The organism is Pseudomonas sp. Marseille-Q1929 (genome assembly GCF_017316265.1).
Lineage (GTDB): Bacteria > Pseudomonadota > Gammaproteobacteria > Pseudomonadales > Pseudomonadaceae > Aquipseudomonas.
The window spans coordinates 1-25,097 of sequence record NZ_JAFLWU010000048.1 but is presented as its reverse complement, the minus strand read 5'-3'; the positions used below and the strand labels follow the sequence as shown (position 1 = coordinate 25,097).

20 protein-coding genes are annotated in these 25,097 nt (G+C 61.6%); 8 read left to right on the top strand and 12 right to left on the bottom strand.

Features of this window, described 5'->3' with window-relative positions; genetic code table 11:
- Positions 1-76: 76 nt before the first annotated feature.
- From J1G37_RS28135 to J1G37_RS28110, 6 genes are all read right to left on the bottom strand, one after another.
- Positions 77-1,474, bottom strand: coding sequence for a M91 family zinc metallopeptidase (locus J1G37_RS28135; RefSeq protein WP_347402357.1), 1,398 nt, complete (start codon positions 1,472-1,474; stop codon positions 77-79).
- Between the two features lie 507 nt (positions 1,475-1,981).
- The gene (locus J1G37_RS28130) at positions 1,982-3,589 is read right to left on the bottom strand and encodes a J domain-containing protein (RefSeq protein WP_207046978.1); all 1,608 of its coding nucleotides are present in this window, start codon (positions 3,587-3,589) and stop codon (positions 1,982-1,984) included.
- An 11-nt stretch (positions 3,590-3,600) separates the two neighbouring features.
- Complete coding sequence (locus J1G37_RS28125) at positions 3,601-5,298, bottom strand: molecular chaperone HscC (protein ID WP_207046976.1); 1,698 nt, start codon at positions 5,296-5,298, stop codon at positions 3,601-3,603.
- Between the two features lie 303 nt (positions 5,299-5,601).
- Entirely contained in the window at positions 5,602-7,059 is a 1,458-nt protein-coding gene (gene adeC, locus J1G37_RS28120) for an AdeC/AdeK/OprM family multidrug efflux complex outer membrane factor (RefSeq protein ID WP_207046974.1), read from the bottom strand.
- Entirely contained in the window at positions 7,056-10,217 is a 3,162-nt protein-coding gene (locus tag J1G37_RS28115; protein WP_207046972.1) for an efflux RND transporter permease subunit, read from the bottom strand. Before J1G37_RS28115 ends, adeC begins: the two co-directional genes overlap by 4 nt.
- 3 nt (positions 10,218-10,220) lie before the next feature.
- Positions 10,221-11,369: an efflux RND transporter periplasmic adaptor subunit gene (locus tag J1G37_RS28110; RefSeq protein WP_207046970.1), complete on the bottom strand. Its 1,149-nt coding sequence runs from the start codon at positions 11,367-11,369 to the stop codon at positions 10,221-10,223.
- A gap of 286 nt (positions 11,370-11,655) precedes the next feature.
- On the opposite strand from J1G37_RS28110, the gene J1G37_RS28105 reads away from it, so the two are divergent.
- Entirely contained in the window at positions 11,656-12,288 is a 633-nt protein-coding gene (locus tag J1G37_RS28105; protein ID WP_124525942.1) for a TetR family transcriptional regulator, read from the top strand.
- Positions 12,289-12,662: 374 nt separating this feature from the next.
- On the opposite strand, the gene J1G37_RS28100 is transcribed toward J1G37_RS28105, so the two are convergent.
- The 3 genes from J1G37_RS28100 to J1G37_RS28090 are packed head-to-tail and all read right to left on the bottom strand — an operon-like array spanning position 12,663 to position 15,241.
- Entirely contained in the window at positions 12,663-13,718 is a 1,056-nt protein-coding gene (locus tag J1G37_RS28100; protein WP_207046969.1) for an alkene reductase, read from the bottom strand.
- 28 nt (positions 13,719-13,746) lie between these two features.
- The gene (locus J1G37_RS28095; protein ID WP_207046967.1) at positions 13,747-14,913 is read right to left on the bottom strand and encodes an MFS transporter; all 1,167 of its coding nucleotides are present in this window, start codon (positions 14,911-14,913) and stop codon (positions 13,747-13,749) included.
- A gap of 13 nt (positions 14,914-14,926) precedes the next feature.
- Positions 14,927-15,241: a helix-turn-helix transcriptional regulator gene (locus J1G37_RS28090; protein ID WP_017736896.1), complete on the bottom strand. Its 315-nt coding sequence runs from the start codon at positions 15,239-15,241 to the stop codon at positions 14,927-14,929.
- Positions 15,242-15,395: 154 nt separating this feature from the next.
- On the opposite strand from J1G37_RS28090, the gene J1G37_RS28085 reads away from it, so the two are divergent.
- Entirely contained in the window at positions 15,396-15,980 is a 585-nt protein-coding gene (locus J1G37_RS28085) for an ACP phosphodiesterase (RefSeq protein ID WP_207046965.1), read from the top strand.
- A 112-nt stretch (positions 15,981-16,092) separates the two neighbouring features.
- On the opposite strand, the gene J1G37_RS28080 is transcribed toward J1G37_RS28085, so the two are convergent.
- Both J1G37_RS28080 and olsB read right to left on the bottom strand, forming a co-directional pair.
- The gene (locus J1G37_RS28080; RefSeq protein WP_207046963.1) at positions 16,093-16,884 is read right to left on the bottom strand and encodes a lysophospholipid acyltransferase family protein; all 792 of its coding nucleotides are present in this window, start codon (positions 16,882-16,884) and stop codon (positions 16,093-16,095) included.
- Complete coding sequence (gene olsB / locus J1G37_RS28075; RefSeq protein WP_017736899.1) at positions 16,884-17,639, bottom strand: L-ornithine N(alpha)-acyltransferase; 756 nt, start codon at positions 17,637-17,639, stop codon at positions 16,884-16,886. The genes J1G37_RS28080 and olsB overlap by 1 nt, the downstream gene beginning before the upstream one ends.
- Before the next feature lie 187 nt (positions 17,640-17,826).
- On the opposite strand from olsB, the gene J1G37_RS28070 reads away from it, so the two are divergent.
- The 4 genes from J1G37_RS28070 to J1G37_RS28055 all read left to right on the top strand — a co-directional run bounded on the left by J1G37_RS28070 (position 17,827) and on the right by J1G37_RS28055 (position 21,137).
- The gene (locus J1G37_RS28070) at positions 17,827-18,900 is read left to right on the top strand and encodes a serine hydrolase (protein ID WP_207046981.1); all 1,074 of its coding nucleotides are present in this window, start codon (positions 17,827-17,829) and stop codon (positions 18,898-18,900) included.
- Positions 18,897-19,211, top strand: a complete 315-nt coding sequence (locus J1G37_RS28065) for an amidase (protein ID WP_207046961.1) — start codon at positions 18,897-18,899, stop codon at positions 19,209-19,211. Before J1G37_RS28070 ends, J1G37_RS28065 begins: the two co-directional genes overlap by 4 nt.
- A 187-nt stretch (positions 19,212-19,398) precedes the next feature.
- Entirely contained in the window at positions 19,399-19,977 is a 579-nt protein-coding gene (locus J1G37_RS28060) for a YceI family protein (protein ID WP_207046959.1), read from the top strand.
- A 2-nt stretch (positions 19,978-19,979) separates the two neighbouring features.
- Positions 19,980-21,137, top strand: coding sequence for a phosphatidylserine/phosphatidylglycerophosphate/cardiolipin synthase family protein (locus tag J1G37_RS28055; protein ID WP_207046957.1), 1,158 nt, complete (start codon positions 19,980-19,982; stop codon positions 21,135-21,137).
- A gap of 147 nt (positions 21,138-21,284) precedes the next feature.
- On the opposite strand, the gene bglX is transcribed toward J1G37_RS28055, so the two are convergent.
- The gene (bglX, locus tag J1G37_RS28050; RefSeq protein ID WP_207046956.1) at positions 21,285-23,576 is read right to left on the bottom strand and encodes a beta-glucosidase BglX; all 2,292 of its coding nucleotides are present in this window, start codon (positions 23,574-23,576) and stop codon (positions 21,285-21,287) included.
- A gap of 225 nt (positions 23,577-23,801) precedes the next feature.
- On the opposite strand from bglX, the gene J1G37_RS28045 reads away from it, so the two are divergent.
- Together J1G37_RS28045 and J1G37_RS28040 are read left to right on the top strand one after the other, a co-directional pair.
- The gene (locus J1G37_RS28045) at positions 23,802-24,413 is read left to right on the top strand and encodes a LemA family protein (protein ID WP_207046954.1); all 612 of its coding nucleotides are present in this window, start codon (positions 23,802-23,804) and stop codon (positions 24,411-24,413) included.
- An 18-nt stretch (positions 24,414-24,431) separates the two neighbouring features.
- The coding region (locus J1G37_RS28040) for a YgcG family protein (protein ID WP_207046952.1) at positions 24,432-25,097 on the top strand (666 nt) is incomplete at its 3' end.

The following is a 25,097-nucleotide window of genomic DNA, read 5'->3' as shown; positions in this document are numbered from 1 at the left end:
GGGCGGGTTGTGGGCGATGATCGCACGCAAGTTGCCGGGCACTGGGGCCCGGCGTGTTTGTGCCTAGAGACCTCTGTCAGTTAAACCGTGTTCGTATTTGCATGCCCATTTCCTTACGCAACGTGTTCTCGGTGAAAGGTTCCGGGTTGGTTGTGGTTGGCGGGGTAGAGAGGTCGTTGTCGTAGTCGAAGGGCGGTGTGTCGGTCGGTAGACCTATGGCCTGCAGTTCGCCGTTGGGTTGGCCTGGGCTGTTGGGTTTGTCGGCAGTCGGGGTGCTTGAACCTGCCAGGAACGTTCCGTTAGCACCGTTCCAGGCATGCGACATCTCATGATAGAACTGGACAATGGGCGGCGTGTTATTGGCGTTTTGTTCGATATGGCTTGGGTCATAATAGATCGTCGCGTTGTTCGCCTTGGCCCCCGGCGTACCATCTTTGATAAAACCTCGCCTTGGGTCACCCCGTTTGATTTTCTGCTGTTCCTCTTTGCTCAGCGCATCCAGTTCGGTACTTGAGAATGTGTAAATATTACTTTCCTCATCGTACAGCTCAATATTGACTGGCGCTCCATTACGCTCGGCCGCCTTATCCAGTTCCTCAAGCATTTTTTGCCCTGCGGGCGAGGCACGAAGTAATTCCAAGTCGTCTTCAACCCGTTGCTTGAACGCGTCTGAACCCTTGATATTGAAAGCTTTGCGACCTGCGTCGTTCGGAGTGACCGTTGTGACGGTCGATTGTCCTACGTTGATAAGGCGATCTCCGCCGGTGGCATAGATGCGCACTTTTCGGAAGTCGGCCCACACAGTGTCGTGGCCTTTTCCTGTATAGACAGTGTTGTTGTCATAAGGGGCGAGTAGGTCGTTTCCGAGGCCGCCGTTCAGCACTACAGTGCCATCGCCCCCGTACAACTGGTCGTCGTCTTCACCGCCATCCAAGTGAGCTGTCCTATCGGAAGGGCCGGAGCCGGCATACATTTTGTCCTTGCCTTTGTTGCCGTACATAACCGAGGGCCCGGTGCCGGCAAGCATGATGTCGTCACCGTTGTTGCCTTCGGCATAACCCGCGCCGCTGCCAAGGCGAATGTGGTCGTTGCCGTGGCCTCCATAAACTTTAGTGGTTCCGCCTCCGGCTTGAACGGTGTCATCGCCATTGCCCGCGTCGATTGTCACATCAGTGGTGACATTGGGATCGATCGCTATATTGTCGTTGCCGCCTCCGGATTTGATCTGAAGCTTGAAGGAAGGCTTTGGCTCATCCGGGGACGAAGAATCAGGGGCGCCGTCAGACGGGTTGAAGGTGTAAACCCGGCCATTCACGTTGACGCTCAGTTGCCCATCTGGACGTTGGCTGACATGGATGTTGTCCGAAGCGTCACCGGTTTCAAGTATCAGCGTGTTTCCCATGACTTCGGGATTTTTCGGGTCTTCCGTGTATTCGAGAGTCTCGCGGCTGGCTCGCAGATTACCGTCATCCACCAATAGCTGTGTCTTTGGGCGTATGAAGGGATCATAGAAAGGGTGTCCAGGCGCTCTTGCGCCTGTTGGTGGGGATGACGGCGGCGGGGGGGTCAATAGGGGTTGTTGTTGAGTAACTGAGCTCATCGGGCGATTACCTGTTGTTGTCCACTGTCGTTTGTCCTCGCCAGCGCATGCTGCGGGGGCTAGGACGCTAATCAGTGGAAATTTTGCAGGTGACAGTTCCCTCTAAGCTTGGCGTGAGGTACTACAGAAATCTGGTAAGACTTCTCCGTTGTACCTGTTCGAAAGGGCACGTATATGTGCATCAAATATGCGCTGCAAGCGTTCGATACCCACCGGCTCACAGCAGGCTAAGTGGGTAACTGACGATCAACCGATTTTCATCAAACCACCGCCCTGGAAGTTGAAGCGGTCGGAGGTGAAGACGGTTCAATCGGGGGAGGGCGGGTTGTGGGCGATGATCGCACGCAAGTTGCCGGGCACTGGGGCCCGGCGTGTTTGTGCCTAGAGAACGTGCGTCAGGCTGGTCCATGGGATCTCGGGCAGATAGCGCTGGCACAGCAGGGTGGCAGGCACCATCACCGCGAGGAACGCCACTTGCAACGGGCTCCAATGCGCCCAATGCAGCCCACTGAACCACGGGTAATAGTGCTCGACGTGCTCGCTGACCTGACCGATGCGCTTGGCGTGCAGCAAGTGGATCAGGATCATCCCTGCGTACCCCAGCATGCCCATCACCCCCAGCAGCATGCCGAAGAACACCAGCAGGCACAGTTGCGGGATGCCGTGGCGCAGTACCAGCCAATGCTGATGGGGGTTGAAGCGTTCGGGCAGCAGGCGCCGGGTCAGCCACAGGTCGGGGATGATCAAGCGTGAGGTCACGGCGGCCCACAGTTGTGTGGCACGGATCGCGAGGAAGGCCGGAATGACGGTCAGCAGCACCACCAGGATCGCCTCGGTGCTCAGTGTTTTGGTCTCGGGGGCGATGGCCAGTCCCGTGGCCAAGGCGAGCGCGCCCCACAGCCGTATCCAGCTGCGATGGGACACGGGGCGCGGGAGGAATTTGCGCCAGAAAAACACGTCGGCCTGGGGCAGGCGTTCCAGCAGTTGCGGATAACGCCAGTTGAGGGTTTCGGCCAGCTGTTGGCAGGCGTGCCAGTCGTTGTCACTGAATTGCGCGGTCATCCAGCTTTGCTGGGTTTCGGACAGCGGCGTCAGCAGCAGGCGCGCGGCCATGGCATCGGCGGATTTCCAGGTGGGGTCCTGCGCTTTGGCCTGCAAGTGCTCGTAGAAACTCTCCTGCTCGCAACGCGCGACCAGGTCGCGCCACATCCAGGCCGGTTCCGGGTACACGCCTTGCTGGTCGTCCCAGCCGAACGCCTGGCACACCCGCTCGAACAGCGGCACGCTCCAGGTGGTGTCGTGGAGCAGGTGCAGGACGATGCGTTGCCACTGTTGTTGCAGGTCGAACACCCGCAGCCAGGGTTGGCTGTTGTATTGGGTGAGCTGGGTGATGAACTCGCGTTCGGCCTTTTGCTCCAGTAGTTCCTGCAAGGTGCGGCGGTATTCCTGCAACAGTTCGCCGCTCAACGCGTCGTGCTGCCACGGGGTCATGGCCACCTGTTGCCACGGTGTCAGCCATTCCAGCTGCTGCACGGCCCAGCTGACAATCGCACCGCGCTCGCCGGGGCTGTCGAAGCAATGGCGCAACAGGCCGGCCTGGAACGCTTCGCGACAGCCTTGCTGCTGCGCCTGGGCCCAGCGCTCGTCGAGATTGTGCAGGTGGAGGCCGCTGATCAGCGCCTGGGCCGGGTCGGGCTTGGGCGTTTCAAGCGGGGCAGGGTGCAGGGCGCTGACGTCCATCAGCTCGGCGAGGTCGTTGAGGTTGCCGTAGGCCTGTGCGGCCACGGGCTCTTCCACGCGGGTGTCGTCTTCTTCCCAGTCCGCGCGCCAGCGTGCGTAGGCCAGCGCTTCTTCGTAGGCTTCGCGCAGGCGCTGGAAGCCTTCGGCGTCATCGTCCGGACGGCAGTTTTTGAGCAGCCGTGCGTAGGTGCGCTTGATGGTGCGTTCGTCGGTGTCTTCCGGCAGTTGCAGTACGGTCCAACAATCCATGGGGTGTTTCCTCAGCGCCAGAACCCGTTGTCGAGCTGTTCGAGTTGACGGGTCAGTTCGCTGCGGGCCTCGCGGATGCGCCGCTCGTCCTGGGTGTCGAGCACCTGCTGGAACTGCGCGGCCCAGTGGCCGAATTGTTCGCGCAGCTCGCCGAGGTTTTCCTGGTAGAGCCGTTCGAGGCGGGCGCTGAGCACGGTATTGACCTGTTGGTCGCGCGGGTGGACCTTCAACTGCGCCAGGGCTTGCAGGCGTTGCTGGATTTCGTCCGGGCTCAACACGCCGGGGTTGTTCTCGATCACCAGGGAGTGCTGCTCACCGGTCAGCGGGATGTTCACCTGGGCTTCCAGCAGGCCGTTGTTGTCGTAGGTGAAGCGCACCTCCAGCGACACTTCACCGGCCTTGCGCTTGGGCACGGCAATGTCCAGTTGGCCCAGCTCGATGTTGTCTTTGACCAGGCGGCTCTCGCCCTGGTAGATCTTCAGCAGCACCTGGCTCTGGTTGTCGTGCAGGGTGACCACGCTCTTGACCCGGCTCACCGGCACGCTGCTGTTGCGTTCGATCAGCGGCAGGTAATGGCCGCTTTCGATATGGCCGCCATATTGGTGCGAGGTTTCGATGCCCAGGGTGTAGGGGCAGACATCGGTCAGCACCACTTCTTCCAGCGCTGCCGAGCGCGCCTTGAGTGCGGCCTGGATCGCGGCGCCGTGGGCGACCACCTGGTCGGGGTCGAGGCTGATGGACGGGAAGCGCCCGAACAAACCGGCGGCGAGCTTGCGCACCAGCGGCATGCGTGTGGTGCCGCCCACCAGGAGGATTTCATCAAGGTCGCCGACGCGAATCCGCGCATCGCGCAGGGCCCGCTCGATGGGCGCGCGCAGGCGCTCCAGCAGCGGCGTGTAGAGTTTGGTGAGTTCCTGCTGGGTGATGGTCTTGAGCCATTGCTGGCCATCGACGCGCAGGGCGAATTCGGCGCTGTCGTCCTGGCCCAGGGCCTTGCGCACGCGCTCGGCTTCGCGGCGCAGGGCGTGCAAGACGCTGCTGGTGGGCGGGAACCCGGCGGCGTGGCGCTGGCTGTCGACGAAGTGTTCCAACAGCAGGGTGTCGAAGTCTTCGCCGCCGAGGAAGTTGTCGCCGGCGCTGGCGCGTACTTCCATCACCCCGTCGAACAGCTCGATGATCGACACGTCAAAGGTGCCGCCGCCGAGGTCGAACACTAGGAACGAGGTTTCCTTGTCACGTTGATGCAGGCCATAGGCGAGGGCAGCAGCGGTGGGTTCGTTGATCAGTTTGTCGACGTTGAGCCCGGCCAACTCACCGGCGATGCGCGTGGCTTTGCGTTGGCCGTCGCTGAAGTAGGCGGGCACGCTGATCACGGCGTCGGTGACGGTGTGGCCGTAGGTGCGTTCGATGTCTTCCTTGAGGCTTTTGAGCACCAATGCCGAGAGTTCTTCGGGGCGGAACGAGCGCTCGCCCAGGCGCACTTCGGTGGCGCTGCCCATGTAGCGCTTGAACAGCGAAGTGGTGAGGTGCGGATGGGTGTGCAGGCGTTCCTTGGCGGCCTGGCCTACCAGGATGCGGCCTTGGTCATCCAGGCCCACCACGCTGGGGGTGAGCAACTGGCCAAGGGCATTGGGCACCATTTCCGCCGCATCACCGCGCCAAACGGCGGCGAGGCTGTTGGTGGTTCCCAGGTCGATTCCTACGATCATTACGACAAGCTCCCTCTGTGGTCTGTAAGAATCTGTGACCAATTTTATCCTGAAAGGTTGAACGAAATGCAAGGTGGCGAGTTTAGGGGGGAGGTTGCCTGGTGGGATTGGGCCGAGCGCCGCTGAATTCATGTGGGAGCTGGCTTGCCTGCGATAGCGGTGTATCAGCCAGCAATGATTCAGCTGACCCACCGCTATCGCAGGCAAGCCAGCTCCCACAAAAGCCAGCCCCACTTCTGATCGAGGGGCAAAAAAAACCGCTTCCGGTTAGGGAAGCGGTTTTGTCTAGCTACAACAGCGCGATCAGAACAACTTCAGCGCCGGTGCTTCTTCTTTCAACGGCTCGTTCTTCGCGGTCTGCGCGTTCCAGCCACCACCGAGGGCCTTGTACAGGTTGACCTCGCTGGTGAGCTGCGCCAGGCGGTCGGTGATCAGCGATTGCTGGGCACTGAACAGTTGGCGCTGGGCGTCGAGGAAGGTCAGGTTGCTGTCCACGCCAATGCGGTAGCGACGCTCGGCCAGGCGGTAGTAGTCCTGGTTGGCAGCGACGAAACCACGCTGGGCTTCCAGCTGTTCCTTGTAGGTCTCACGCGCGGCGAGGCCGTCGGAGACTTCCTGGAAGCCGGTCTGGATGGCCTTCTCGTAGGTCGCCACGTTGATCTCTTTCTGGATCTTCGCGTAGTCCAGGCTGGCGCGCAGGCTGCCGGCGTTGAAGATCGGGATGTTGATCTGCGGAGCGAACGACCAGGTGCCCGAGCCGCCTTTGAACAGGCCGCTCAGGTCCGGGCTCAGGGTGCCGGCGTTGGCCGTCAGGCTGATGCTCGGGAAGAACGCTGCACGGGCGGCGCCGATGTTGGCGTTGGCGGCCTTGAGGTTGTACTCGGCTTGCAGGATGTCGGGACGACGTTGCAGCAGGTCCGAGGGCAAGCCGGCAGGCACTTCGCTGAGCAGGTTGTCCGACAGCGGCTGGCTGGCGATATTCGCCGGCAGGCCGGTGCCCAGCAGCAGGGTCAGGCTGTTTTCGTCCTGGGCCACCTGGCGGGTGTAACGCGCCAGGGCAACCCGGGCGTTTTCTACCGAGGTGCGTGCCTGGCTGAGGTCGAGGGCCGAAGCCACGCCGACTTCATTGCTGCGCGAGGTCAGCTTGTAGCTCTGCTCGAAGGCGCCGAGGGTGTCCTGGGTCAGCTTGAGCAGCTCTTTGTCAGCCTGCCAGGTCACGTAGGCCGTGGCCACGTTGGCGACCAGGCTGATCTGCGTGCTGCGTCGGGCTTCTTCGGTAGCGAAGTACTTTTGCAGGGCTTCTTCGCTCAGGCTGCGCACACGGCCGAACAGGTCCAGCTCGTACGAACTGATCCCGAGGGTGGCCGAGTACGAACTGCTGATGCTCGACTCGCCGGTCTGCGAGGTGCGCGCCGGCACCCGCTGGCGGCTGCCGCTGCCATTGGCCGAGACGGCCGGGAACAGGTCGGCACGCTGGATGCGGTACTGCGCGGCGTAGGCGTCGATGTTCAGCGCCGCGACACGCAGGTCGCGGTTGTTTTCCAGGGCAACCTGGATCAGCTGTTGCAGGGCAGGGTCATGGAAAAACTGCTTCCAGCCCTGCTCGGCAGCGGCCTGGTTCGGCGCCTGGGCCGACGAATACGCCGGGCCCTGCGGGAACTGAGCCGCCACCGGCGCTTCAGGGCGCTGATAGTCAGGTATCAGCGAGCAGCCACTGAGCACGAAGGCCGTGACCGCTAAGGAAAGGAGCGACTTGCTCATAGGCCAGCCTCTTTAGGGGGTTCAGTAGGTTCAGTCTTTTTACGCTCGCCTGCGGCGGACACGGTTGCAAAGAACAGTGGCACCCAGAAGATCGCCAGGACAGTGGCCGTGATCATACCGCCGATAACGCCGGTACCAATCGCGTGCTGGCTGCCTGAGCCGGCGCCCGAGGAGATCGCCAGCGGCAATACGCCGAGGATGAACGCCATGGAGGTCATGATGATCGGCCGCAGACGCATGCGGGACGCCTCGATGGCCGCCTCGACAATGCCTTTGCCTTGCTCGTGCAACTCTTTGGCGAACTCGACGATCAGGATGGCGTTTTTCGCCGCCAGGCCCACCGTCACCAACAAGCCCACCTGGAAGAACACGTCGTTGGACAACCCGCGCATGCTCGTGGCGATCAACGCCCCGACCACACCCAGCGGTACAACCAACACCACCGCAATCGGGATCGACCAGCTTTCGTACAGTGCCGCGAGGCACAGGAACACCACCAGCAGCGACAGCGCGTACAGCGCCGGCGCCTGGGAACCGGACAGGCGTTCTTCGTACGACAGGCCGGTCCACGCATAGCCGACACCCGCCGGCAATTGCTTGGCGATGCGCTCGACTTCGGCCATGGCATCACCGGTGCTGTAGCCCGGTGCCGGGGTACCGAGGATTTCCATCGCCGCTACACCGTTGTAGCGCGAGAGTTTCGGCGAACCGAAGATCCACTTGCCCGAGGAAATGGCCGACATCGGCACCATCTTCCCGGAGTCGCTGCGCACGAACCACTTGTCCAGGTCTTCAGGGGACATACGGCCAGCGGCCTCGCCCTGCACGTACACCTTCTTCACCCGACCACGGTCGATGAAGTCGTTGACGTAGCTGCCACCCAGGGCAATCGCCAGGGTCTGGTTGATGCTCGACAGGGTGATGCCTTGGGCACTGGCTTTCTCGTCGTCAACGGTCAGCTCGTACTGCGGCTCATCGTTCACGCCGTTAGGACGCACGCCTGCAAGGATCTTGCTTTGTGCGGCCATACCAAGGAACTGGTTACGCGCTTCCATCAGTTTTTCGTGGCCGACGCCGCCCTGGTCTTGCAGGAACACGTCGAAACCGGTGGCGTTACCCAATTCGAGAACCGAAGGCGGCACGATGGCGAACACCATGGCGTCCTTGAAGGCACCGAAGAAGTAACCCTGGGCACGCTTGGCCACTTCGAACACCGACATGGACGTGTCGCGTTCATCCCATGGCTTGAGCATCACGAACGCAAGGCCCGAGCTCTGGCCACGGCCGGCGAAGTTGAAGCCGTTCACGGTAAATACCGACTTCACAGCCTTGCCTTCGCCTGGCTCGCCTTCCTTGTCGTGCAACAGGAAGGCGCGCATGTCGTCGATGACTTTCTGCGTACGTTCCGCCGACGAGCCGACCGGGGTTTGCACCTGGGCGAAGATCACGCCCTGGTCTTCTTCCGGGAGGAACGCGCTTGGAATGCGGGTGAACAACCAGACCATGCCGAGGACGATGACCAGGTACACAAAAAACGCCGGGAATTTGTGCTTGATCATGTTGCCCACGCCGCGCTCGTAGCTCAGCACGCCACGGTCGAAGGTGCGGTTGAACCAGCCGAAGAAACCACGCTTGGGTTGGCCGTGCTTTTCCGGGTCGATCGGCTTGAGCATGGTGGCGCACAAGGCCGGGGTGAAGATCAGGGCAACCAGTACCGACAGCGCCATCGCCGAAACGATAGTGATGGAGAACTGTTTGTAGATCACACCGGTGGAGCCGCCGAAGAAGGCCATTGGCAGCAATACCGCCGACAGCACCAGGGCGATACCCACCAGGGCGCCCTGGATCTGGCCCATGGACTTGACCGTCGCTTCCTTGGGCGACAGGTGTTCCTCGGCCATTACCCGCTCGACGTTTTCCACCACGACGATGGCGTCATCCACCAGCAAGCCGATGGCGAGGATCATGCCGAACATGGTCAGGGTGTTGATGGTGAAACCGAACGCCGCAAGGATGCCGAACGTGCCCAGCAATACCACCGGTACCGTCATGGTGGTGATGATGGTGGCGCGGAAGTTCTGCAGGAACAGGAACATCACCAGGAACACCAGCACGATCGCTTCGACCAGGGTGTGCACTACACCGGAGATCGACTCGGTCACCACCGGGGTGGTGTCATACGGCACCACCGCCTTCATGCCTGGCGGGAAGAACGGTTCCAGGGACGCAACCGTGGCGCGGATGGCCTTGGCGGTGTCCAGGGCGTTGGCGCCCGAGGCGAGCTTGATCGCCATGCCGGAAGCCGGCTTGCCGTTGAACTGTGCACTGATGCTGTAGTTCTGGCCGCCCAGTTCGATGCGCGCAACATCACGCAGGCGAACTTGCGAACCGTCGGCGTTGACCTTCATCAGGATCTTGCCGAACTCTTCTGCGGTTTGCAGACGGGTCTTGCCGATGATCGTCGCGTTCAGCTGGGTGCCGGGCAGGGCAGGCAGGCCGCCTAATTGGCCGGTGGCCACCTGCACGTTCTGCGCAGCGATGGCGCTGCTGACGTCTACCGGGGTCAACTGGTAGTTGTTCAGCTTGGCCGGGTCGAGCCAGATACGCATGGCGTACTGCGAACCGAAGACCTGGAAGTCACCCACACCCGCGGTACGGGAAATCGGGTCCTGGATGTTGGACACGATGTAGTTGGACAGGTCGTCCTTGGTCATGCTGCCGTCTTCCGACACCAGACCGATCACCATCAGGAAGTTCTTCACCGACTTGGTCACGCGGATACCCTGCTGCTGCACTTCTTGCGGCAGCAGTGGGGTCGCCAGGTTCAGCTTGTTCTGCACCTGAACCTGGGCGATGTCCGGGTTGGTACCCTGGTTGAACGTCGCGGTGATGGTCATGCTGCCGTCGGAGTTACTGTCCGAGGCGACATAACGCAGGTTGTCGATACCGTTGAGCTGTTGCTCGATGACCTGCACCACGGTGTCCTGCACGGTTTGTGCGGACGCACCTGGGTAGGTCACCTGGATGTCGATGGCGGTCGGCGCGATGGCCGGGTATTGGTTGATGGGCAACTTCAGGATCGACAGTGCCCCGACCAGCATGATCACCAGGGCAATTACCCAGGCGAAAATGGGACGGTCGATAAAAAATTTCGACATGGATTACTCCCCTTTGCCCGTAGTGGCAGCAGGAGCAGCAACGGTTCCGGCAGGCTTGGCGTTATCGGCGTCCTTGACCTTGACTTCGATGCCCGGCTTGATGAATTGCAGGCCTTCGGTAATCACGCGGTCACCGGCTTCCAGGCCTTTTTCCACCAGCCAGTAGGCGCCGGACGTACGGTTGGCAACCAGGGTGCGTTGCTCGACCTTGTTGTCCTTGTTCACCACCAGCGCGGTCGGGATACCCTTGATATCGCGGGTCACGCCTTGCTGCGGGGCCAGGATGGCCTTGCTGTTCACACCGGCTTGCAGTTGGGCGTGTACGAACATGCCCGGCAGCAGGGTGTGGTCAGGGTTGGGGAACACGGCGCGCAGGGTGACCGAACCGGTGGTCTGGTCAACCGAAACTTCGGAAAATTCCAGTTTGCCGTCCTGGTTGTAGTCGGTACCGTCTTCCAGGGTCAGTTTGACCTTGGCGGCATTGGCGCCGGCTTTTTCCAGTTGGCCGCTTTCCAGGTCGCGGCGCAGTTTCAGCATTTCTGCCGAAGACTGCGTGACGTCGACGTAGATCGGGTCCAGTTGCTGGATCACGGCCATGGCATCGGTCTGGCCATTGCTGACCAGCGCGCCTTCGGTCACCGAAGAACGGCCGATACGCCCGGAGATCGGCGCGAACACTTTGGTGTAGCGCACGTTGATCTGGGCGGTTTGCAGGTTGGCTTCGGCCGTCATGCGGTTGGCGACGGCGGTGTCGTATTCCTGGCGGCTGACGGCTTGTTCATCGACCAACTGCTTGTAGCGGTCGGAGATGGACTTGGTCTGCGTGAGGCTGGCTTGTGCGCTTTTCAGGGTGGCGTCATACACCGACGGGTCGATCTGGTAGAGCTGTTGCCCTTCCTTCACGTCGCCGCCTTCCTTGAACAGGCGCTTGAGAATGATGCCGTTGACCTGTGGGCGAACTTCCGCAATGCGGTAGGCGGTGGTGCGGCCTGGCAGCTCGGACGTCAGGGTAAAGGCTTGCGGTTGAATGGTGACCACGCCGACCTGAGGGGTTTGAGCGGGCGGAGCCGCTTCTTCCTTTTTACATCCGCTGAGCAGCGATGCCAGGGCGACGGCAGTGACCAGAGCGGTAACAGCTGGCTTAAGTTGCATGAAGATCCTCGGGTCAGGCGCGCAGAGTGCGCACAAGAAATGTGGAAGGGTAAAAAACAAGCTGTGAGTAGATAAGTAGCTTGCTACGCAATATACTTACGTTCACGGTTGTTTGTAAACTCTTGACAGGCTTCGCGGAATGTTGACAAAGCAACGCCCAAAGCCTCGATTTCATTACGTTCGGCACCCACGATGGTGTCGTCCCACAAATATTCAGATGATCGTTAGCCGCTATTAATTGTGCGTTAACAATCGTCCCAAGTGTCCTGATTGAGGTTTTACTGCCATGGTTCGTCGCACCAAAGAGGAAGCTCAGGAAACGCGCAGCCAGATTCTCCAAGCCGCCGAGCAGGCCTTCTATGAGCGCGGTGTGGCGCGCACCACCCTGGCGGACATCGCTGCGTTGGCGGGCGTGACCCGGGGCGCCATCTATTGGCATTTCAGTAACAAGTCCGATTTGCTCCAAGCGTTGCTCGACACGTTGCACGAGCCGCTGGACGAACTGGCCCGGGCCAGTGAGAGCGAGGACGAACTCGACCCGCTGGGCTGCATGCGCAAGCTGTTGATCCATCTGTTTCATCAAGTGGCCCTGGACCCGAAAACCCGGCGCATCAATGAGATCCTCTTCCACAAGTGCGAATTCACCGATGAAATGTGCGACATGCGCCGTCAGCGCCAGACCCACAGCCTAGAGTGCAATCTGCGTATCGGCTTGACCCTGCGCAATGCTGTGCATCGCGGCCAACTGCCGGAAAACCTCGACACCACCCGTGGCGCCGTGTGCATTCATGCCTATATCAACGGGCTGATCGGCCAGTGGCTGCTGGTCCCCGACAGCTTCCAACTGCATCAGGATGCTGAGCGCTGGGTCGATGCCGGGTTGGACATGCTGCGCCTGAGCCCCAGCCTGCGCAATTGAGACAAAATGCGTAATTGCATCCGGTTGTGTCAACAGTAAAGCTTAAGGAGGGTCAATCGTCCTTCTGCCTTATTTGTGGGGTGACTTTATATACGCGCTGGCCTGGGGTTGATAGGTAGCCGGCTAAGTATTTTGTAGGGATTTTGTTGCAGGGGTGTGAAGGAGTGTTTCCCTTACGCCACGCAAGTCCAAAAAGTGGCGGGCTTGTGTGGGAGCGGGCTTGCCCGCGATAGCGGTGGATCAGTGAAAGTATCTGTTACTGACACACCGCTATCGCGGGCAAGCCCGCTCCCACAGGGGGTAGGTGGTGTGCTTCAGAGCGGCATAAAAAAGCCCCGGTTCTCGCGAGCCGGGGCTTTTTGCGTTTCAGGCGATCAGATCGCCAGCGTCGGGTAGTCGATGTAACCCACCGGGCCCTTGCTATAGAACGTATCCGGGCGCGCATCGTTGAGCGGCGCATCGGCTTTCAAGCGTGCCGGCAAGTCCGGGTTGGCAATGAACGGTACGCCCCAGGCCACGGCATCCGCTTTACCGTCAGCCAGCCACGCGTTGGCGCTGTCCTTGGTAAAGCGTTCGTTGGCGATGTACACGCCGCCAAATGCCTTCTTCAATTGTGGGCCGAGGCTGTCGCCGGCTTCTTTCTCGCGGGAGCAGATGAACGCGATGCCACGCTTGCCCAGTTCGCTGGCCACGTAGGTAAAGGTTTCCGCCAGGTTGTCATCACCCATGTCGTGGGAGTCGGCACGCGGTGCCAGGTGCACACCCACGCGGCCGGCGCCCCAGACTTCGATGGCAGCATCGGTCACTTCCAGCAGCAGGCGCGCACGGTTTTCCAGGGAGCCGCCGTACTGGTCGGTGCGCTGGTTGGTGCTGCTTTGCAGGAACTGGTCCAGCAGGTAGCCGTTGGCGCCGTGGATTTCCACGCCGTCAAAGCCTGCGGCCTTGGCGTTCTCGGCGCCGGTGCGGTAGGCGTCGACGATGTCGGCGATTTCCGCGGTTTCCAGGGCGCGCGGCGTCGGGTAGTCGGCCAATGGGCGCACCAGGCTGACGTGGCCTTTGGGCTGGATCGCGCTTGGCGCTACCGGGATTTCGCCGTTCAGGTACGACTCATGGGAGATACGGCCCACATGCCACAGTTGCAGGAAAATCTTGCCGCCCGCGCCGTGGATCGCCTTGGTCACGTTGGCCCAGCCACGCACCTGGTCGTTGGACCAGATGCCCGGCGTGTCCGGGTAACCCACGCCCAGCGGCGTCACCGAGGTGGCTTCGCTGAGGATCAGCCCGGCGGAAGCACGTTGCACGTAATACTCGGCCATCAGCGCGTTGGGCACGCGACCGGCATCGGCGCGGCAGCGGGTCAGCGGCGCCATGATGATGCGGTTGGACAGTTCCAGGTCGCCCAGTTTGATCGGGTCGAAAATAGTCGTCATGGGAAAACACCTTTCTCTTTGAAGTTGATCAGTGGGTCGCAGGGGCCAGGTCGGCGTCGCCGTTCTGACGGAAAGTAATCAGGGTCACCAGCAGCGCGAGGATCGCCAGGGCGCCGGCCGCCAGAGGCACGCTGGTCAGGCCGAAACCGTGGGCAATCACACTGCCGCCGACCCAGGCACCGAGGGCGTTGCCGATGTTGAAGGCGCCGATGTTCAGGGTGGACACCAGGTTCGGCGCCGCCTTGCCAAAGGTCACCACGTTGATTTGCAACGCTGGCACGGCGGCGAACGCAGCGGTGGCCCACAGGAACAGGGTGATTTCCGTCGGGATCACGGCGATGCTGGTCCAGGTCAGCGCGGTGGAGATCACCGCCATGCTGATAAACACGCCGATCAGGGTGGCTGCCAGGCGCTTGTCCGCCAGCTTGCCGCCGATGATGTTGCCCAGGGTCAGGCCCAGGCCGATCAGCAACAGGGTCCAGGTCACGCCTTTGGGCGAGATGCCTGTGACGTCGCCCAGCAGCGGCGCGACGTAGGTGAAGAGGGTGAACATCGACGCGGAGAACAGCGCGGTCATGGTCAGCGACAACCAGATGCCGGCGCCTTTAAGAGCCGCCAGTTCGGCGCGCATGTCGAGTTTTTCTTCGTCACGCTTGGCCGGCAGGAAGCGGATCAGGCCGATCAGCGCCACCACACCAATCACGGTGACTGCCCAGAACGTCGAGCGCCAGCCCGCAGCCTGGCCCAACGCCGTACCCAGCGGCACGCCGAGGACGTTGGCCAGGGTCAAGCCGGTGAACATCAAGGCCACGGCCGAGGCGCGCTTGTTGGCCGGCACCAGGTTGGCCGCGACCACCGAACCGATCCCGAAGAACGCGCCGTGGCACAGCGCGGTGACCACCCGGGCAAACATCAGCACGTTGTAGTCACTGGCCAGGGCGCAAAGCAGGTTGCCGACAATAAAGATGCCCATCAACGCTACCAGTGCGGCCTTGCGCGGCAGCTTGGCGGTGGCCAGTGCCATGAACGGCGCACCAATGGCCACGCCGAGGGCGTAGCCAGTGACCAGCCAACCGGCGCCAGGGATCGACACACCGAGGTCCGCCGCCACATCGGGCAGCAAGCCCATGATGACGAACTCGGTGGTGCCAATGGCGAAGGCGCTCAGGGCCAGTATGAGTAGCGAGAGGGGCATTATGGTTTCCTTGTTACAGCGGTGCGCTGAGTTCGGTGATGAGCGCATCGAGGAAGGCTTGGATCGTTTCCTCGTTGCGTTTGAAAAAGTGCCACTGCCCGGCCTTCTGGCTGCTGATCAACCCCGCGCGTTGCAACGTCGCCAGGTGGGCCGACACGGTGGACTGGGACAAGCCGCAGCGTTGGTCGATCTGCCCGGCACAGATGCCGTATTCGTGGTTGTGCAGTTGCTCGGGGAATTGCACTTTCGGGTCTTTCAGCCAGTTGAGGATGTCTCGCCGTACTGGGTGCGCCAGGGCTTTTATTATTTCGTCGAGGTCGATGGACATGGCAGGTGCTCGGTGTCTTGAAACGTTATATCGCGATGAGGCGAACCTTAAATCGTTATATCCCGATATGCCAATATGAATTGGGTCTTAAACGAGATCGAATCGGTATATCGGGTTATAACGATACGTTAACGGCAGTGCTAAACTGCGCGCCATGAATTATCTCGCACATCTGCACCTCGGCGGCCAACTTCCTGCACAACTGCTGGGCAGCCTCTATGGCGATTTCGTCAAAGGCCGCCTGCAAGGCCAATACAGCCCGCAAATCGAAGCGGCGATCCAGCTGCATCGTTCCATCGACCGGTTTACCGACAGCCACCCGTTGGTGGGGGAGGCGTTGTCGCGCTTCAGCCTCACCCGCAGGCGTTACGCCGGGATCGTCCTCGATGTGTTTTTCGACCACTGCCTGGCGCGGGACTGGGCGCTGTACGTCGACCAGCCGCTGGAGCGCTTCACCTCGCAGGTGTACCGCGTGCTGGCGGCCGAGCCACAGTTACCGGGGCGGCTGGCGCAGATTGCGCCCTGGATGGCGGCAGATGATTGGTTGGGGTCTTATCGCGAGTTTGCGGTGATGGAACAGGTGTTGCGCGGGATTTCGCGGCGGTTGTCGCAGCCTGAGGAGTTGGGGTTTGCGATGCAGGAATTGCGCGAGCTGTATGAGCCGTTGAGTGAAGACTTCCGCGTGTTTTACCCCGAACTGCAGGTGTTTGCACAAACCCAACTGACGACTGAGATATAAATGTGGGAGCTGGCTTGCCTGCGATAGCGGTGGGTCAGCCACACATGTATTAGCTGGCAGACCGCTATCGCAGGCAAGCCAGCTCCCACATTTGAACGGTGTTCACTTGAGATCAGGCGGCGAACGCAGGGCGAACATCCACCTGCTCAGCCTCCGGCACCGGCCCAAACAACGCCTTCTGCACCGCCTGCTGCGCCTGATACGCCAACGCCGCACGTTCCTGCCCGGCACAGGCAATCGGCTTGAGCAGATGAATCTCCACATCGCCCTGGTCATTGGCAAACAGGCGCATCAGGTGCGAGAGCAAATCATCATCGCCAATAAACGGCGCCAGCGGGTCGACCTCGCCCTCGCGCAGATAGCGGATCGCCACGGGTTGCAGCGCCACATCCGCGTCAATCGCGCTGGCCAGCAAGCGCCCGTGGAAGGTACGCAGGCTGCGCCCGTCGGTGGTGGTGCCTTCGGGGAACATCAGCAGCGGGTGCTGTTGCTCCAGATGGCGGGTCATCTGTTTGCGGATCAACTGGCTGTCGCCCGAGCCGCGCCGAATAAACAAGCTACCGGCCTTCGCCGCCAGCCAGCCGGCCACCGGCCAGGTGCGTACTTCGGCCTTGGACAGAAACGACATCGGCGCCACGGCGCCCAGCAACGGAATGTCTGTCCACGACACGTGATTGCTCACCCACAGCATCGGCTGTTGCGGCAACTCACCGTGCACGGTCACGCGAAAGGGCAGGGCATTGGTCAGCCGCGCCATGAAAAACCGCGACCAACGCTGGCGCCGCACCATCGAGTTGGCAATGCCCAGGCGTTCGAACAGGCCAAACACGCTGGCCATGCTCAAGCCCAGCCCCACCACCACCAGCACGCGGGCAATGCGCCCGTACACCCGCAGGCGGCTCATTACATGGCCGCCTTGAAGTGGCGGGCGTAACGTGGGCAAAGCTCATCGCGCTTGAGCAGGATGAACACGTCGGCCACCTGGAAATCTTCGTCCCAGCACGGCTCGCCGCAGATCTTCGCACCCAGGCGCATGTAGGCCTTGAGCAACGGCGGCATTTCCGCGATGACGTTGGACGGCAAATCCAGCGCCGGCAGGGGTTTCTTCGGTTCGGCGCGCAGGTGTTCGTTGCACAGGTAGCGTTCGCGCAGGCGCTGCATGATCGCGTGGGCCTGGATGCCACCGTCGTGCATCGGGATGCTCGCGCAACCCATCAGGTAGCTGTAGCCGCCCTGGTTGAGGACCTCGGCCAATTCGCCCCACAACACGGCGATGGTGCCGCCGTTGCGGTAGGCCGGATCGACGCAGGTGCGGCCGATTTCCAGGATCGGGCCTTGCAGGTGCAGCAAGCCATGCAGGCTGAATTCTTCTTCACTGTAGAACCGGCCCAGGGTGCTGGCGGCCGCGTGGTCGAGCAAACGGGTGGTGGCCACCAAGCGACCGCTGTTCAAGTCCCGCACGCCGATGTGGCTGCAGTGAACATCGTAGTCATCCATGTCCAGACCCAGTTCCGCGCCTTTCAGCTTGGCGTTGAACTCGCCGCTGAACACGTTGAACCGCAAGGCCTGGGCTTCCTGCAACGCCTGTGCGCCAACCAGGCGTTCGGCTTGCAGACGGCGTTCATTGCCGGTGTCGCTGATGCGGGCGATCTGAGTCATGGCGAGTCTCCGAGTGCCGGCCACGATTTCGGCCGGTCGACTTTGTTGTCCAAACTCAGGCTATGGAGGCCCGGTGTCATCTCCATGAACTTATGGTGACGCTTGAATGACAGCCCGCCCTGTCGCAAATCTGTCATCACCCTCGGCTAGGCTCGCGGGCTTGAATGCCCCCGTTGAGTCCGCGTCCATGGTCAGAGGCTTGTTGTGTGTTGTGCTGTTGTCTGTCACCGCTGCCGCCCACGCCGAAACCTGGCCCGACAAGGAGTGGGCCCAAGGCACACCGATCGCAGGCCCCGCTGTCGATGCCTTGAACACCTACGCGTTTCCCCCGCGCGATGACGAAACCCGCCAAGGCATTCGTACCGATGCGCTGTTGGTGATCCGCGATGGCGAAGTCATCTATGAACGCTACGCCGCGCCGACCACGGCCAGCACTCCGCACCTGACCTGGTCCATCAGCAAAAGCTTGATGGCGACGGTGTTGGGTGTGGCCTACGGCGAAAACCGCTTCAAGCTGACCGATCCCGCCGCGCGTTTCTATCCGCCGATGAAGCAGCATCCCACGGTCACCATGGCTGATCTGCTGCACTGGGCCTCGGGCCTGGACTGGCAGGAAGACTACGAATACGCCCCGTTGAAATCCTCGGTGGTGGCGATGCTCTACACTCGGGGGCGCGGTGATATGGCTGAGTTCGCCGCCGACACCGAGGCAGCCAGCACCCCTGGCCAGGTGTTCCGTTACTCCAGTGGCGACAGCAATATCCTGTCCGCTGCCCTTAAAGGCATGCTTGGGCACAAGGCTTACATGAGTTATCCGTGGGATGCGCTGTTCAAGCCCCTGGGCATTCGAAACGCGACCTGGGAAACCGATGCGGATGAAACCTTCGTCGCTTCGTCCTACGCCTACCTCACCGCGCGTGATCTGGCGCGTATCGGCCTGCTGATGGCGCGGGAGGGTCGTTGGGGAGAACAACAATTGCTGCCCAAAGACTGGGTCGCCTTCAACCGCCAGCCCTTCGATAAATACAAAACCGGACAGGACGAAGCCGTGCCCGGTGGCCATTGGTGGCTCAATAAAGGCCCATCGAGACCTTGGCCCGATGCGCCTGCCGACACCTTCGCCGCCCTCGGCCACTGGGGCCAGGCACTGTACGTATTGCCCGCCGAACACCTGGTGATCGTGCGCTACGGCGATGATCGCGACGGCAGTTACCGCCACAACGAATTGCTCAAGCGCGTGCTTGCGGCGGTGCAGCCATGATCCGCCGTCGGCCGTTTACCAGCCTGCTGCTGGTGTTGTTGCTCGCGTTGTTGGGCTGGGTGTGGCACGAGCGCGTCAACCTGCAAGCCTTTCCCGACATCATTGCGGCGTACACGGCCAAGGAGTATTGCTCGTGCCGGTATGTGGCTAATAATCCGGCGGAGTATTGCCGGAGTTATGTGAAGCAGTACGTTCCGACCAGCGCGTTCAGCGATAACCCCGAGCGCAGTGAAGTCACCGCCAGCGGCATGGGGCGTACCCACACCGCACGCTGGCTCGGCGACCGCCAGGGCTGTCGCCTGAACCCCTGACACACCTCATACCCCCTGTGGGAGCGGGCTTGCTCGCGAAAGCGTAGTGTCAGTAACAGATGAGTCGCCTGACACACCGTCTTCGCGAGCAAGCCCGCTCCCACACAAACCTGCATCCACATTGGATTTGCGCCATTCATTACATTGCGCTTAAGGTTCGTGCAGGTTTTTCCCCCGCGAGTTCTTAATGCTGATCAAACCCCTGGCCTTCGCCCTGCTGGCCGCCGCTGCCGTGCCTGCCCATGCCGACTGGTACCTGGATAACGAATCGTCACGCCTGTCCTTCGTCACCACCAAAAACACCGACATCGCCGAGGTGCAGCGCTTTTTGGTGTTGCACGGCAAGGTTGACGGCGCTGGCGCCGCGCAAGTGGAAGTGGAGCTGGAGTCGGTCAACGGTGGTATCCCGCTGCGCGACGAGCGTATGCGCAATGACCTGTTCGAGATCAAGACCTTTCCCGACGCGCTGATCCGCGCGCAGATCAACCTGCAACCGATCAACGACCTGGCCGCCGGTGCGCAGTTGGAACTGCGCCTGCCCTTGAGCGTGACCCTGCACGGCAAGACCCAGACCTACAGCGCCGAGCTGCTGGCCACGCGCCTGGATGACCGGCGCTTCCAGGTGGTGACCCTGGAGCCGGTGGTATTGCATGCCGAGGATTTTGATTTGATGCCCGGTGTCGCGGCCTTGCGCAAGGCGGCCGGTTTGGCATCCATCAGTTTGTCGGTGCCGGTGGGTGCGGTGCTGATCTTCACGGCGCGCTGACCATGAGCGGCGCAGTGTTCCCGTGGCGCAGCGCCAACCGCTTCGAGCTGTTGATCGACGGGCCGGCTTTTTTCCCGCAAATGCTGGTGGGCATTGCCCGCGCCGAGCGCCAGGTCGATCTGGAGTTGTACCTGGTGGAAGCCGGCGCCTGTGCCGACGCCTTGGTCCAGGCGCTGGTGCTGGCCGCCGAACGTGGCGTGCAGGTGCGCTGCCTGTTTGATGACTACGGCAGCCTGGCGTTTACCCTCGGGCTGCGCAGGCGCCTGACCGACGCGGGTGTGGAGCTGCGTTTCTACAATCGCCTGAGCTGGCGGCGTTGGATGCGCAACCTGTACCGCGATCACCGCAAGCTGTTGCTGATCGACCAGGGCAGCGCCTTTGTCGGCGGTACGGGGGTTACTGATGAGTTCTGGACCCCGGGCAACGACACCGCCGACTGGCATGAAGTGATGGTGCAGATGGACGGTCCCTTGGTGCAGGATTGGCAGGCGCTGTTCGACCGCCAATGGCACGCCAACGCCGCGCGTCGGGAGTGGAAGCCTGCGACCCGATTCGGTTTGCCACGCTTGCCCAAGATGCCCGCCACGGGGCCGGGCCTGGGCCGTGTCGCCTATGCCGACGCCCGCCAGCACCGCGACATTTTGCAATCGTTGATTCGCGCGTTGAACAGCGGCAAGCAACGTATCTGGCTGGCCACGCCGTATTTCCTGCCGACCTGGGGCGTGCGCCGCGCCTTGCGCCGTGCCGCCGGGCGTGGGGTGGATGTGCGTTTGCTGCTCACCGGGCCGCGCACCGATCACCCGTCCGTGCGGTATGCCGGGCACCGGTATTACCCGCGCCTGCTGCGTTCGGGGGTGCAGATTTTTGAATACCAGCCGTGCTTTTTGCACCTGAAAATGGTGCTGGTGGACGATTGGGTCAGTGTGGGGTCATGCAATTTCGATCACTGGAATTTGCGCTTCAACCTGGACGCCAACCTGGAAGCGTTGGACCCTGAATTGACGCAGGCAGTGGCGGACAGTTTCGAGCGCGATTTTGCCCAGAGCCTGGCAGTGAGCCTGGAGGCGTGGCAGTCGCGGCCGTTGTGGCGGCGGGTGAAGCAGCGGGTGTGGGGGTGGATTGATCGGTTGGTGGTGAACTTGCTGGATAGACGCGGCTAACCAGACCGCTGAGATCAAAATGTGGGAGCTGGCTTGTGTGGGAGCCGGGCTTGCCCGCGATGCAGGCACCTAGGTGTTTCAGTCATACCGAGGTGATGCCATCGCAGGCAAGCCAGCTCCCACACTGACTGCATTTACAGCTTTAAATCAGAGCAGCTCAAAGGTCTGCTGCTGCACATCCTGGGAATCCAACCCGATCTGCACATTGAACTCACCCGGTTCCGCCGCGAACTTGAGCTGGGTGTTGTAGAACTTCAAGTCTTCCTCGGTGATGGTGAAGTGCAACGTGCGCTCTTCACCGGCCTTGAGCATGACCTTCTGGAAGTTCTTCAGCTCCTTGATCGGGCGGATCATCGAGCCGGCCACGTCCTGGATATACAGCTGCACCACGGTTTCGCCATCGACCTTGCCGGTGTTTTTCAGGGTGACGCTGGCGTCGAGCTTGCCGGTCTTGTTCAAGGTGGTGGACGACAACGCCATGTCCGACAGGCTGAACGTGGTGTAGCTCAGGCCATAACCAAACGGGAACAGCGGCCCGGTGGTGTCATCGAAGTACTGCGAGGTGTAGTTGCCCGGTTTGCCTGGGGTGAACGGCCGGCCAATGGTCAGGTGGTTGTAGTAGGTCGGAATCTGCCCCACCGAACGTGGGAAGGTGATCGGCAGCTTGCCCGACGGGTTGTAGTCGCCAAACAGTACGTCGGCGATGGCGTTGCCGCCTTCGGTGCCGGCGAACCAGGTTTCCAGGATTGCGTCGGCCTGTTGGTGCTCTTCGAGGATCGACAGCGGACGGCCGTTCATCAACACCAGCACCAACGGCTTGCCGGTGGCTTTCAGGGCCTTGATAAGGTCGCGCTGGCTTTGCGGGATGTTCAGGTCGGTGCGGCTGGAAGATTCGTGGGACATGCCACGGGACTCGCCCACTGCCGCGACGATGACGTCGGCACTCTTGGCGGCTTTTACCGCTTCGTCGATCAACACCTGCGGCGCACGTTTGTCATCCACCACTTCCGGCGCATCGAAGTTGAGGAAGTTGAGGTAGTCGACCACGGCCTTGTCGTTGGTGATGTTGGCACCACGGGCGTAGATCACTTTGCCTTTTTCACCGATCACCGCGTTCAAGCCGTCCAGCAGGGTGACCGATTGCGCAGGGCGACCGGCGGCGGCCCAGCTGCCCATCATGTCGATCGGGGCCTTGGCCAACGGGCCGACCAGGGCGATGGTCGCGGATTTTTTCAGCGGCAATGTGTCGTTCTGGTTTTTCAGCAACACCAGGCTGCGGCGCGCAACGTCGCGGGCTTCGGCGCGGTGCAGGCGGCTGTCGGCGTAGGTGTCGGCCGGGTCATCCTCGGCCTTGCCGATGCGCAGGTACGGGTCTTTGAACAGGCCCATGTCGTACTTGGCGCCGAGCACTTCGCGCACGGCGTTGTCGATGTCGCTCTGTTCGATCTCGCCCGACTTGAGCAGCCCCGGCAATTCCTTGCCGTACAGCGAGTCGTTCATGCTCATGTCGATACCGGCCTTGATCGCCAGTTTCGCGGCTTCACGCCCGTCCTTGGCCACGCCGTGCTTGATCAGTTCGAAAATCGCGCCGTGGTCGCTGACGGTCAGGCCCTTGAAGCCCCAGTCGCGACGCAGCAGGTCGTTCATCAGCCAGGTGTTGGCAGTGGCAGGCACGCCGTTGATCGAGTTCAGCGCCACCATCACGCCGCCGGAACCGGCCTTGATCGCCGCGTGGTACGGCGGCAGGTAGTCCTGGTACATCTTCACCGGGCTCATATCGACCACGTTGTAGTCGCGGCCGCCTTCCACCGCGCCATACAGGGCGAAGTGCTTGACGCTGGCCATGAGGCTGTCGGCATTCGCCGGGCTGGTGCCCTGGAACGCCTTGACCATCACTTCGGCAATGCGCGAGACCAGGTAGGTGTCTTCGCCAAAACCTTCGGAGGTGCGGCCCCAGCGCGCGTCGCGGGAGATATCGACCATCGGCGCAAAGGTGATGTCGAGGCTGTCGGCGGCGGCTTCCTGGGCGGCGATGCGCCCGGAGCGGTGGATGGCGTCCATGTCCCAGCTGGAGGCCAGGGCCAGGCTGATCGGGAAAATCGTACGGTGGCCGTGGATCACGTCGTAGGCGAAGAACATCGGGATCTTCAAGCGGCTGCGCATGGCCGCGTCCTGCATCGGACGGTTTTCCGGGCGGGTGATCGAGTTGAACGTGCCACCGATGCGGCCGGCGGCGATTTCCTGGCGGATCAGCTCGCGGGGCATTTCGGGGCCGATGCTGATCAGGCGCAATTGGCCGATCTTTTCATCGAGGGTCATCTGCTTGAGCAGGTCGCTGACAAACGCGTCCTTGTCTTTAAGCGCAGCAGGCTTTGTTTCTGCCCATACGGGGTGACTGGCCAGAGTGGCAACAAGGCCGAGCAAACACAGCTTTTTCATGAATATCCTTTTTCGGCTCACTGCACAGCAAAAATGCGCTGCTCTGCCAAAATGTGGGGGACGTATGTTGTTGTTCGAGTGTTATACCGACAAATGCCGCACACTTCGGAACTCTTATTAGCGGTGGGCATCTTTTTAGCTGATTGATTCGATGCAATCCAGTCGTGGTCGCGGATTATGCCTCACGGCTGCCCAATTCCATCAAGGTTCGCCAGGAGAAACACCATGCAAGCAGCACAAGGTTACCGCTGGGGCTGGAAAGCCGCCGCGTTGCTACTGATCGGCAGCGTGCTGAGCGGTTGCGGCATCAACAATATCCCGACCCTGGACGAACAGGCCAAGGCCGCCTGGGGCCAGGTGCAGAACCAGTACCAGCGCCGCGCCGACCTGATCCCCAACCTGGTGGAAGTGGTCAAGGGCTACGCCGCCCATGAGCAAGACACCCTCACCGCGGTGATCGAAGCGCGGGCCAAGGCCACCTCGATCCAGGTGGATGCCAGCACCCTCGACAATCCGGAAAAACTCAAGCAGTTCCAGCAAGCCCAGGACGGCTTGAGCGGTGCCCTCAGCCGTTTGATGGTGGTGTCCGAGCGCTACCCGGACCTCAAGGCCAACCAGAACTTCCTGGCCTTGCAATCGCAACTTGAAGGCACCGAAAACCGCATCGCCGTGGCGCGCCGCGACTTTATCCAGGCCGTGCAGGCCTACAACACCGAGATCCGTACCTTCCCTGGCCGCTTGTGGCACAGCGTGATGTACAGCGACTTGCCGATCCGCGCGACGTTTGAAGCCACCAGCGCCGATGCCGATAAAGCACCGCAAGTGAAGTTCAAATAACGCTGCATTGAGGTGTCGATGCGTTTATTAAGGATAGGCCTGGCGCTGTGGCTGTTGGCCTGCGTGGGCGTGGCCCAGGCAGCGCTGACGTTCCCGGCGCTGAGCGGGCGGGTGGTGGACACTGCCCAGATGATCGACCCGGCGACGCGTGAGCAACTGACCCAGCAATTGCAGGCGCTGGAGCAGACCTCGGGCGACCAGATCGTGGTGGTCACCGTGCCCGACCTGCAAGGCGTGCCCATTGAAGACTTCGGTTATCAATTGGGCCGCCACTGGGGCATCGGCCAGAAGGGCAAGGACAACGGCGCGCTGCTGATCGTCGCCCGCGATGAGCGCAAGTTGCGCATCGAAGTCGGCTATGGCCTGGAAGGCGTGCTCACCGATGCGCAGTCGTGGGTGATCATCAACCAGGTGATCGCGCCCAAGTTCAAGGCCGGCAACTACAGCCAGGGCATCAGCGATGGCGTCGCGGCAATGGTGCAAGTGGTGGGCGGCGAACCGCTGGCGGTGCCTGCGCATGTGGCGGATGCCAACTTTGCCAAGGATAATCCGGGATTTTCCATTGGCCTGTTTATCCTGCTGATCGGCGTGTTGTGGCTATGCAATCGCCTGGGCCTGCCGGTGGGCGCGATCCTGCTGGCGATCCTCAGCAGCAGTGGTCGCGGTGGCGGTGGTGGCGGCGGC

Coding starts and splice junctions, on each gene's coding strand:
- J1G37_RS28080 (WP_207046963.1), bottom strand. CDS start 16,884: ATGAGCCGCCTGCGGGTGTACGGGCGCATTGCCCGCGTGCTGGTGGTG.
- J1G37_RS28115 (WP_207046972.1), bottom strand. CDS start 10,217: ATGTCGAAATTTTTTATCGACCGTCCCATTTTCGCCTGGGTAATTGCC.
- J1G37_RS28045 (WP_207046954.1), top strand. CDS start 23,802: ATGCAAGCAGCACAAGGTTACCGCTGGGGCTGGAAAGCCGCCGCGTTG.
- J1G37_RS28125 (WP_207046976.1), bottom strand. CDS start 5,298: ATGATCGTAGGAATCGACCTGGGAACCACCAACAGCCTCGCCGCCGTT.
- J1G37_RS28130 (WP_207046978.1), bottom strand. CDS start 3,589: ATGGATTGTTGGACCGTACTGCAACTGCCGGAAGACACCGACGAACGC.
- J1G37_RS28055 (WP_207046957.1), top strand. CDS start 19,980: ATGAGCGGCGCAGTGTTCCCGTGGCGCAGCGCCAACCGCTTCGAGCTG.
- J1G37_RS28095 (WP_207046967.1), bottom strand. CDS start 14,913: ATGCCCCTCTCGCTACTCATACTGGCCCTGAGCGCCTTCGCCATTGGC.
- J1G37_RS28090 (WP_017736896.1), bottom strand. CDS start 15,241: ATGTCCATCGACCTCGACGAAATAATAAAAGCCCTGGCGCACCCAGTA.
- adeC (WP_207046974.1), bottom strand. CDS start 7,059: ATGAGCAAGTCGCTCCTTTCCTTAGCGGTCACGGCCTTCGTGCTCAGT.
- J1G37_RS28100 (WP_207046969.1), bottom strand. CDS start 13,718: ATGACGACTATTTTCGACCCGATCAAACTGGGCGACCTGGAACTGTCC.
- J1G37_RS28070 (WP_207046981.1), top strand. CDS start 17,827: ATGGTCAGAGGCTTGTTGTGTGTTGTGCTGTTGTCTGTCACCGCTGCC.
- J1G37_RS28065 (WP_207046961.1), top strand. CDS start 18,897: ATGATCCGCCGTCGGCCGTTTACCAGCCTGCTGCTGGTGTTGTTGCTC.
- J1G37_RS28085 (WP_207046965.1), top strand. CDS start 15,396: ATGAATTATCTCGCACATCTGCACCTCGGCGGCCAACTTCCTGCACAA.
- olsB (WP_017736899.1), bottom strand. CDS start 17,639: ATGACTCAGATCGCCCGCATCAGCGACACCGGCAATGAACGCCGTCTG.
- J1G37_RS28105 (WP_124525942.1), top strand. CDS start 11,656: ATGGTTCGTCGCACCAAAGAGGAAGCTCAGGAAACGCGCAGCCAGATT.
- bglX (WP_207046956.1), bottom strand. CDS start 23,576: ATGAAAAAGCTGTGTTTGCTCGGCCTTGTTGCCACTCTGGCCAGTCAC.
- J1G37_RS28060 (WP_207046959.1), top strand. CDS start 19,399: ATGCTGATCAAACCCCTGGCCTTCGCCCTGCTGGCCGCCGCTGCCGTG.
- J1G37_RS28110 (WP_207046970.1), bottom strand. CDS start 11,369: ATGCAACTTAAGCCAGCTGTTACCGCTCTGGTCACTGCCGTCGCCCTG.